At 74.9% G+C, this 7,889-nt stretch carries 9 protein-coding genes and 1 pseudogene; 6 read left to right on the top strand and 4 right to left on the bottom strand.

From position 1 onward, the window contains the following. Both ACFV5N_RS21605 and mscL read left to right on the top strand, forming a co-directional pair. The coding region (locus ACFV5N_RS21605; protein ID WP_385602276.1) for a hypothetical protein at nt 1-318 on the top strand (318 nt) is incomplete at its 5' end. 81 nt (nt 319-399) lie between these two features. After that, entirely contained in the window at nt 400-951 is a 552-nt protein-coding gene (mscL, locus tag ACFV5N_RS21600) for a large conductance mechanosensitive channel protein MscL (RefSeq protein ID WP_385602274.1), read from the top strand. A 26-nt stretch (nt 952-977) separates the two neighbouring features. Here mscL and ACFV5N_RS21595 read toward each other — a convergent pair whose 3' ends face one another. Further along, the gene (locus tag ACFV5N_RS21595) at nt 978-1,388 is read right to left on the bottom strand and encodes an organic hydroperoxide resistance protein (protein WP_385602271.1); all 411 of its coding nucleotides are present in this window, start codon (nt 1,386-1,388) and stop codon (nt 978-980) included. 124 nt (nt 1,389-1,512) lie between these two features. Between ACFV5N_RS21595 and ACFV5N_RS21590 the strand changes: the two genes are divergently transcribed. Then, entirely contained in the window at nt 1,513-2,007 is a 495-nt protein-coding gene (locus ACFV5N_RS21590; RefSeq protein ID WP_385602268.1) for a MarR family winged helix-turn-helix transcriptional regulator, read from the top strand. A 54-nt stretch (nt 2,008-2,061) separates the two neighbouring features. On the opposite strand, the gene ACFV5N_RS21585 is transcribed toward ACFV5N_RS21590, so the two are convergent. Further along, nucleotides 2,062-2,748: an AMP-binding protein gene (locus tag ACFV5N_RS21585; protein WP_385602264.1), complete on the bottom strand. Its 687-nt coding sequence runs from the start codon at nt 2,746-2,748 to the stop codon at nt 2,062-2,064. A gap of 90 nt (nt 2,749-2,838) precedes the next feature. On the opposite strand from ACFV5N_RS21585, the gene ACFV5N_RS21580 reads away from it, so the two are divergent. The 3 genes from ACFV5N_RS21580 to ACFV5N_RS21570 are packed head-to-tail and all read left to right on the top strand — an operon-like array spanning nt 2,839 to nt 5,541. Continuing rightward, nucleotides 2,839-4,005, top strand: coding sequence for a P1 family peptidase (locus ACFV5N_RS21580; RefSeq protein WP_385602261.1), 1,167 nt, complete (start codon nt 2,839-2,841; stop codon nt 4,003-4,005). 46 nt (nt 4,006-4,051) lie between these two features. Continuing rightward, nucleotides 4,052-4,672 carry a cyclodeaminase/cyclohydrolase family protein gene (locus ACFV5N_RS21575; protein WP_385602258.1) on the top strand — a complete coding sequence of 207 codons (621 nt, stop codon included), beginning with the start codon at nt 4,052-4,054 and terminating at the stop codon, nt 4,670-4,672. Further along, the gene (locus tag ACFV5N_RS21570) at nt 4,669-5,541 is read left to right on the top strand and encodes a bifunctional 5,10-methylenetetrahydrofolate dehydrogenase/5,10-methenyltetrahydrofolate cyclohydrolase (RefSeq protein ID WP_385602255.1); all 873 of its coding nucleotides are present in this window, start codon (nt 4,669-4,671) and stop codon (nt 5,539-5,541) included. Before ACFV5N_RS21575 ends, ACFV5N_RS21570 begins: the two co-directional genes overlap by 4 nt. Here ACFV5N_RS21570 and ACFV5N_RS21565 read toward each other — a convergent pair whose 3' ends face one another. Together ACFV5N_RS21565 and ACFV5N_RS21560 are read right to left on the bottom strand one after the other, a co-directional pair. Then, a complete protein-coding gene (locus tag ACFV5N_RS21565) occupies nt 5,542-7,617 on the bottom strand; it encodes a fructose-specific PTS transporter subunit EIIC (protein ID WP_385602252.1) in 2,076 nt (691 codons plus the stop codon). Continuing rightward, nucleotides 7,614-7,889, bottom strand: a pseudogene (locus ACFV5N_RS21560) (1-phosphofructokinase); the annotation flags it as partial. The gene ACFV5N_RS21565 and the pseudogene ACFV5N_RS21560, both read right to left, overlap by 4 nt.

The raw sequence follows: 7,889 nt of genomic DNA, 5'->3' as shown, positions 1-7,889 counted from the left end.
CCCGAGGAGCCACCACCGCCCGGCGAACTGGTCTCGGCGCCGGTGCGGATCGCCGACGCCGAGGTGGTGCGGCTGCTGGCGCCCGGCGATGTCGTCGATGTGCTGGCCGCCGACCCCGGGGCGGCGGAGCCGGCCCGGGTGGTGGCGCGCCGGGCCGAGGTGGCCGGCATCCCCGGCCGGGACGAGGCCCCGCGGGAGGAGGCCGGGCCCTTCGCCACAACTGACGGCGCGCTGCTGGTGCTCACCGTCCCCCGGGCGACGGCGGCCGAACTGGCCGGGGCCGCGGCCGGGTCCCTCCTGGCGGTGTCCCGATGGTAGTTCGAACCGATTGGACACGGAATGCCATCGTGGTGCACCGTGCGGGGTCCGACGCGGATCTCACCCCAGAAGGACAGAGCAGTGAGCGAGACGAAGTCAATCCTGAGCGGATTCAAAGAGTTCCTGATGCGCGGGAACGTGATCGAGCTGGCGGTGGCGGTCGTCGTCGGCGCCGCGTTCACCGGGATTGTCACCGCTGTGGTCGAGGGCGTCATCAACCCGCTGATCGGCGCCTTCGGCACCCAGGATCTCGACCAGTACGTGCTCTGCCTGACGGGGGACTGCTCGACCGACGGCGGTGGGGCGGCGATCCGCTGGGGCTCGGTGCTGACCGCCTCGCTGACCTTCCTGATGACGGCCGCGGTCGTCTACTTCCTGATGATCATGCCGATGAACAAGTTCAACGCCCGCCGGGCGGCGAAGGCCGAGGTGCCCGAGGAGGCGGTCGCCAAGACGGAGCTGGAGATCCTCATCGAGATCCGCGACGAGCTGATCGCCCAGCGCACCGCCCCGGGCGGCGAGGGGGCGGCACCGGCCCTGGTGGGCCAGCGCGGCGCCCCGGCGAACGGCCCGGAGGCCGGGGCCGGCACAGCCCCGGAGCGGGGTGGGGACGGCTCCGGCTCCCCGCGCTGACGGCGGGCGGCTCCGGCCGCCCCCGGCTACTCGACGACGAGCCGGACGTCGATGTTGCCCCGGGTGGCCCGGGAGTACGGGCACACCTCGTGCGCCTGGGCCACCAGCTTCTCCCCCGCCTCCCCGGCGAGCGCGTCCGGCAGTTCGACGCGCAGCACCACGGCGAGCCCGAACCCGACCCCGTCCTTGCCGATGCCGACCTCGGCGGTCACCGAGACATCGCTGGTGTCGACCTTCTCCTGCCGCCCGACCGCGCCCAGTGCGCTGGCGAAGCAGGCGGCGTAGCCCGCCGCGAACAGCTGCTCGGGGTTGGTGCCCTTGCCGCTGCCGCCGAGCGCGGGCGGCGGGGCGAGGGTGAGGTCGAGCTGTCCGTCGGAGCTGACGGCGCGCCCCTCACGTCCGTTGGCGGTCGCGATCGCGGTGTACAGCGGTTGCATGACGCTCTCCCTCGGTTCTCGCGTCGCCGGTGGCGACGCTCCCATCCGTGGGCCCAACTCAAGCACACAATCAAGTTGTGCACAACTAAAGTGGGGACAAGGAAGCCCGGGTATCGTGGAGACCATGACCACCCAGCCCAGCACCGCGCCCGCCGGAGGGCCGCACCGGCCACCGGAGGAGGAGTATCTGCGGCTGCACCACCAGATCTGCTTCTCCCTGCACGCCGCGTCCCGCGCCTTCAGCGGCGTCTACCGGGTCGTGCTCAAGGACCTGGGGCTCACCTACCCGCAGTACCTGGTGATGCTCGTGCTGTGGGAGCACGGCGAACTGCCGGTCAAGCGCATCGGCGACCTGCTGCGGCTGGACTCCGGCACCCTCTCCCCGCTGCTCAAGCGGCTGGAGGCGGCCGGCCTGGTCCACCGGGAACGCAGCACCGAGGACGAGCGCTCGGTGACCGTCCGGCTCACCGGGCAGGGCGACGCCCTGCGGGAGCCGGCGCTGCGGGTGCCGCGGCGCATCGCGGAGGCCACCGGCCTGTCGGCGGCGGAGGTCACGGAGCTGCGGGAACGGCTGACCCGGCTCACCGACGCCCTCGACTCCGCCCGCCTCACCGACTGAACGACGGACTGCACGGCACCGCCCGCGCCACCGGCCCCGGCCGCGCCGCCCGGCTCACAGATGGTGCGGGGGCTTCTCCTCCAGGAAACGCAGCAGGTCCCCACCCGTGCCGTCCCCCGCGGGACGGTCGCCCCAGCCCTGGTCGCTGTCATCGGCGGAACGGCGGTCCAGCGGATCGTCGAAGATCAGCGCGGCGGGCGGAACCGGCGCGCCGGACGGCCCCTGCGACCCGTTCCGCGCCCGGTCCACCGGCCGGTCGGTGCTGCTGCTCATGGCACCAGCGTACGGCCCGCCCGGTACCGGCCCGGCGGCCAGCGCCTCGTGCCACCACACATCACGGCCCGGCTGCCACGGCACCGGCCTGGGCACCTGCTGCACCACGAGCACCGAATGCACCTCCGGGCAGGCCCACAAGGCGCGGTCGAGACCCGACTTGATGTCCCGGACCGTGCCGTCCACCGCGCAGCTCCCGGCCGTGATCACCACCCGTGCGCCCGAAGTGCGCAGGCGATGACGGATGAATCCCAGATGGTCCCCCAGCGGAAGGGTCAGCCGCCGGGCCTCCAGCCGGATGCAGGCGAGCGTCACCACCACCGACTCCAGGGACATGGGCAGCAGCACCGCCACCTGGTCGCCGGGACGCACACCGAGTTTCGCCAGCGCGACGGCGGCCCGCTCCCCCTGATCGAGCAGCTGGCTGTGGCTGAGCACATCGGCCGGGCCCTGTTGATCCACCATCATGACCGCAGCCTGACGGAAGGCGATGGATGACCGATAAACATGCGCTGTACGCCTGGCCGGGCGCTCGCGGGGCGTGATAGCTCTGATCATATGAGCGAGCTGGGACAGTCCCCGGGACCCGCCGACGCCCTGACAGACGTACCCGGCATCCGCGTCGGTCATGCCCAGCGGATCGGCGACGGCTGGCTGACCGGCGTCACCGTGGTCCTCGCCCCGGAGGGCGGCGCGGTCGGCGCGGTCGATGTCCGCGGCGGCGGCCCCGGCACCCGGGAGACCGACGTCCTCGATCCGCGCAACCTCGTCGAGAAGGTGAACGCCGTCGTGCTCACCGGCGGCAGCGCCTTCGGACTCGACGCGGCCTCCGGCGTGATGGGCTGGCTGGAGGAACAGGGCCGCGGCTACCGGGTCGGCCCCGGGCCCGGCCAGGTCGTGCCGATCGTGCCCGCCGCCGTGCTGTTCGACCTGGGCCGGGGCGGCGACTGGCGCGCCCGCCCGGACGCGGCCCTGGGCCGCGCCGCCGTCGAGGACGCCGCGGCCGGACCGGCCGGCCCCGGCACGCCCGTCGCCATGGGCACCGTCGGCGCGGGCACCGGAGCCACCACCGGAGCCGGCGTGGCACACGGGGAGGGGGAGGGGGGTGGGTCCCCCGAAGGGCAGCCGAAGCTCAAGGGCGGCATCGGCACCGCCAGCACCGTCCTGCCGAACGGCGTCACCGTCGCCGCGCTGGTCGCCGTCAACGCCGCGGGCTCCCCGATCGACCCGGACACCGGTGCCTTCCACGGCGACGACCCCGGCGGCCGGCCGCCCACCCCCGAACAGCACGCACGGGCCCGCCGGCTGCTCGCCGAGGCGCACCGCACCACCGCCCGCCGCTCCCGCACCGCCGGCGACCCGCCGCTCAACACCACCCTCGCCGTCGTCGCCACCGACGCCGTCCTCTCCCCCGCCCAGGCACAGAAGCTCGCCGGCACCGCCCACGACGGGCTCGCCCGCGCCGTCCGCCCCGTCCACCTCATGACCGACGGCGACACCGTCTTCGTCCTCGCCACCGGCGACCGCCCCCTCACCCATCCCGACGGCACCCCGCCCGACCCCCGGTGGCCCATCACATCCGGGCTGCTCCTGAGCGATCTGCTCGCCGCCGGTGCCGACGTCCTCTCCCGCGCCGTCGTCAAGGGCATCCGCGCCGCCCGGGGCACCGACACCCCCGGCGGCCGGTTCCCCGCCCACCGCGAGCTGTACGGCCGGCCGGACTGACCGATCCGCCGGGACCGGGTCCCGCGCCCGTGACACAATCCCTCCCGTGCGCGATCAGACGATCACCGAGTATCTGTCCCAGCTCGCCGCCCGCGTCCCCGCCCCAGGCGGCGGAGCCGCGGCAGCACTGCACGCCGCCCAGGCGGCCGCCCTCCTCGGGATGGTCGCCCGCTACACGACCGGCGCGAAATACGCCGCGCACGCCGTCACCGTCGACCGGATCCTCCGCGAGACCGACACGCTGCGCACCGCCGCCGTCCGGCTCGCCGAGGAGGACGCGGCCGCGTTCACCGCCGTCACCGACGCCTACCGGCTGCCCAAGGACACCGACGCCGACAAGGCCGAGCGGTCGGCCGCCATCGCCCGCGCGCTGGCCGGCGCCGCGCGCCCCCCGGCCGAGGTCATCGGCCTGGCCCGGGCCACCGTCGAACTCGCCGCCGAGCTCCTCCCCATCGGCAACCGCAATGTCGTCACCGACATCGCCGCCGCCACCGAGGCCGCCCGTGCCGCCGCCACCACGGCCCGCGTCAATGTGGAGATCAACCTCCGCGGTATCCGCGACGACACCCTGCGCGCCGAACTGACGGCGGTCACCGCCGCCGTCGACGGCATCGCCGAGCGCGCCACCGCGATCACCGCCGCCATCCGTGAGGACATCGCCCCGTGACCGACACCGCCACCCTCTCCGGCCGGGCCCACGCCACCCGGCTGCGCGCCGACACCGCCGTCGAAGCCGCCCGGCTGACCGCCACCGGCACGCCGCCGCGCCTGGCCGTCGTCACCGCCACCGCCGACGAGTCCAGCGCCTGGTACGTACGGTCCATCGCCAAGGCCGCCGAGAAATGCGGCATCCGGTGCGACATCGCCGACCTCGGCCCGGACGCCACGCCCGCCGCGATCCGCGAGCGGCTCGGTGAGCTGAGCGCCGACCCGGCCGTGCACGGCATCATCCTCCAGACGCCGCTGCGGGCGGGGGCGAACGCCCAGGAGCTGGCCGGCGCGATCGCCGTCGCCAAGGACGTGGACGGCGCCAACCCGCTCTCGCTGGGCCGGCTCGCCGCCGGGCTGCCCGCGTTCGCCCCGGCCACCGCCGAGGCGGTCGTGGCGGTGCTCGACGCGCACGACATCCCGCTGGCGGGCCGCCGGGTCGCCGTCGTCGGCCGCTCCACCGTGGTCGGCAAGCCGGCCGCCCTGCTCCTGCTGGACCGGGACGCGACCGTCACCGTGGCCCACTCCCGCACCACGGACCTCGCCGCCCTCACCACCGGCGCCGACATCGTCGTGGCGGCGGCCGGCCGTCCGGGACTGATCACCGCCGCCCATCTCCGTCCCGGGGCGGTCGTCGTCGACGTCGGCACCAACCCCACCCCGGACGGCGGCCTCACCGGCGACGTGGACGCCGCCTCGGTGGCCGGGAAGGCCGCCGCGCTCACCCCCGTCCCCGGCGGTGTCGGCCCGGTGACCACGGCCCTGCTGCTCCAGCACACGGTGCGCGCCGCGGCCACCGCCCACGCCGCCGCCGGTACGGCCGCCTGATCAGCCGGCGGTGCCGGCCGGCACCGGTGCGGCCGTGCCGGGGGCCGGCTCGGCCGCAGCCGCCGCCGTCTTCCGGGCGCGGCCGGTCTTGAGCAGGATCACCAGCGCCGTGCTGACGAGGGTGCCCGCCGCGATCGCGATCAGGTAGAGGAGAGGGCTGCCGATCAGCGGGACGACGAAGAACCCGCCGTGCGGTGCCCGCAGCGTGTTGCCGAACGCCATGGTCAGCGCGCCGGTGACCGCGCCGCCCGCCATCGCGGACGGGATGACCCGCAGCGGGTCGGCGGCGGCGAACGGGATCGCGCCCTCGGTGATGAACGAGGCGCCCAGCACCCAGGCCGCCTTGCCGTTCTCCTTCTCCGTCCGGGTGAACAGCTTGCCGCGCACCGTGGTGGCCAGTGCCATGGCCAGCGGCGGGACCATGCCGGCCGCCATCACGGTGGCCATGATCTGGAGGCTGGTGTCGGTGGGGGCGGTGACCGCGATGCCGCCGGTGGCGAAGGCGTAGGCCACCTTGTTGACCGGTCCGCCGAGGTCGAAGCACATCATGAGCCCGAGCAGGATGCCCAGCAGGACGGCGTTGCTGCCGCTGAGTCCTTCCAGCCAGTCGGTGAGGCCGGACTGGGCGGAGGCGATGGGCTGGCCGATGACGATGTACATCAGGAAGCCGACGACGGCGGAGGAGATCAGCGGGATGACGACCACCGGCATGATGCCGCGCAGCGCCGCCGGGACGTCGACCCGCTGGATGGCCATCACCACCGCGCCCGCGAGGAGTCCGGCGGCGAGGCCGCCGAGGAATCCGGCGTCGATGGTGACGGCGATGGCGCCGCCGACGAAGCCGGGGACGAGTCCCGGGCGGTCGGCCATGCCGTAGGCGATGTAGCCGGCGAGCACCGGGATGAGGAAGCCGAACGCGGCGCCGCCGAGCTGGAAGAGCAGCGCGGCCCAGCTGTGGGCTTCGGTCCACACGAAGTGGTCGGCGACGGAGGGGGCGTCGCTGATCTCGTATCCGCCGAGGGCGAAGCCGAGGGCGATCATCAGTCCGCCGGCGGCGACGAACGGGACCATGTAGCTGACGCCGGTCATCAGCCAGGTGCGCAGCCGGGTGCCGAAGCCGTCGGTGCTGTCCCCGGCGGTGCGGTCCATGGGCGCGGCGTCGTCGCCGTCCCCGCCGGTTCCGGTACGGGGGTGGGTGCCGGCCGGGGCCTCGGCGGCGCGCCGTCTGGCCTCGGCGATGAGTTCGGCGGGGCGGTTGATGGCGGCTTTGACGCCGACGTCGACGGTGGGTTTGCCGGCGAACCGGTGGCGTTCGCGTACTTCGACGTCGTGGGCGAAGACGACCGCGTCGGCGGCGGCGATGACGGCGGGGTCGAGGCGTTCGAAGCCGGCGGAGCCCTGGGTTTCGACGCTGATGAGCACGCCGTCGGCCTCGGCGGCGCGGTCGAGGGACTCGGCGGCCATGTAGGTGTGGGCGATGCCGGTGGGGCAGGAGGTGACGGCGACGATACGGAACGGGGCGCCGTCCCCGGTCGCGTCGCCGTCGCCCGCCCCCTCGGCCGGTACGGCGTCCGGTGCGGTCTCCGGCTCCGCGTCCGGTGCGGCGGGGGCGTCCGGCTGCGCCGGGTCCTCGCCGCGGATGAGGGCGGCGGCCCGTTCGGGGGAGGTCTCGGTGCGCAGCGCGTCGGTGAACTCGGCGCGCATGAGGTCGCGCGCCAGGGTGGAGAGGATGCCGAGGTGGTCCTGGTCGGCGCCGGCCGGGGCGGCGATGAGGAAGACCAGGGTGGCCGGTCCGTCGGCGGCGCCGAAGTCGATGCCGGTGGCGCTGCGGCCGAAGGCGAGGGTGGGTTCGGTGACGTGGGCGCTGCGGCAGTGGGGTATGCCGATGCCGCCTTCGAGGCCGGTGGGCATCTGTTCCTCGCGGGCGGCGACGTCGGCGAGGAAGCCGTCGAGGTCGGTGACGCGTCCGGCGGCGGCCATGCGGCCGGCCAGGGCGCGGGCCGCTTCGTCCTTGGTGGCGGCGGCGCGGTCGAGGTCGAGGTCCACCAAATCAGCGGTGATCAGGGGGGTGTTCATCTCGTGGCTCCATCGAGGGGGCGGTCGAGGGGGACGTCGGTGGTGACGGTCACCGCTTCGGGGCGGAGGTCGTCGGGGGTGGGCATGAGGGAGCCGGGGAGTGCGACGGCGGCGGCTCCGTGGGCGAGGGCGGCGGCGAGGGCGGCGGGGCCGGTGCCGCCGGCGGTGAGGAACCCGGCGAGGGAGGCGTCGCCCGCGCCGACGTCGCTGCGGACGGCGGTGACGCGGGCGCTGCCGAAGCAGGTGCCGCGTTCGTCGACGAGGAGTTGTCC

Source organism: Streptomyces sp. NPDC059853 (assembly GCF_042731495.1).
Classification (GTDB): Bacteria; Actinomycetota; Actinomycetes; order Streptomycetales; family Streptomycetaceae; genus Streptomyces.
Note: the sequence above shows the minus strand (reverse complement) of the source record. Positions and strands in the feature narration are given on the sequence as shown.

Coding starts and splice junctions, on each gene's coding strand:
- ACFV5N_RS21595 (WP_385602271.1), bottom strand. CDS start 1,388: ATGCAACCGCTGTACACCGCGATCGCGACCGCCAACGGACGTGAGGGG.
- ACFV5N_RS21590 (WP_385602268.1), top strand. CDS start 1,513: ATGACCACCCAGCCCAGCACCGCGCCCGCCGGAGGGCCGCACCGGCCA.
- ACFV5N_RS21585 (WP_385602264.1), bottom strand. CDS start 2,748: ATGATGGTGGATCAACAGGGCCCGGCCGATGTGCTCAGCCACAGCCAG.
- ACFV5N_RS21580 (WP_385602261.1), top strand. CDS start 2,839: ATGAGCGAGCTGGGACAGTCCCCGGGACCCGCCGACGCCCTGACAGAC.
- ACFV5N_RS21565 (WP_385602252.1), bottom strand. CDS start 7,617: ATGAACACCCCCCTGATCACCGCTGATTTGGTGGACCTCGACCTCGAC.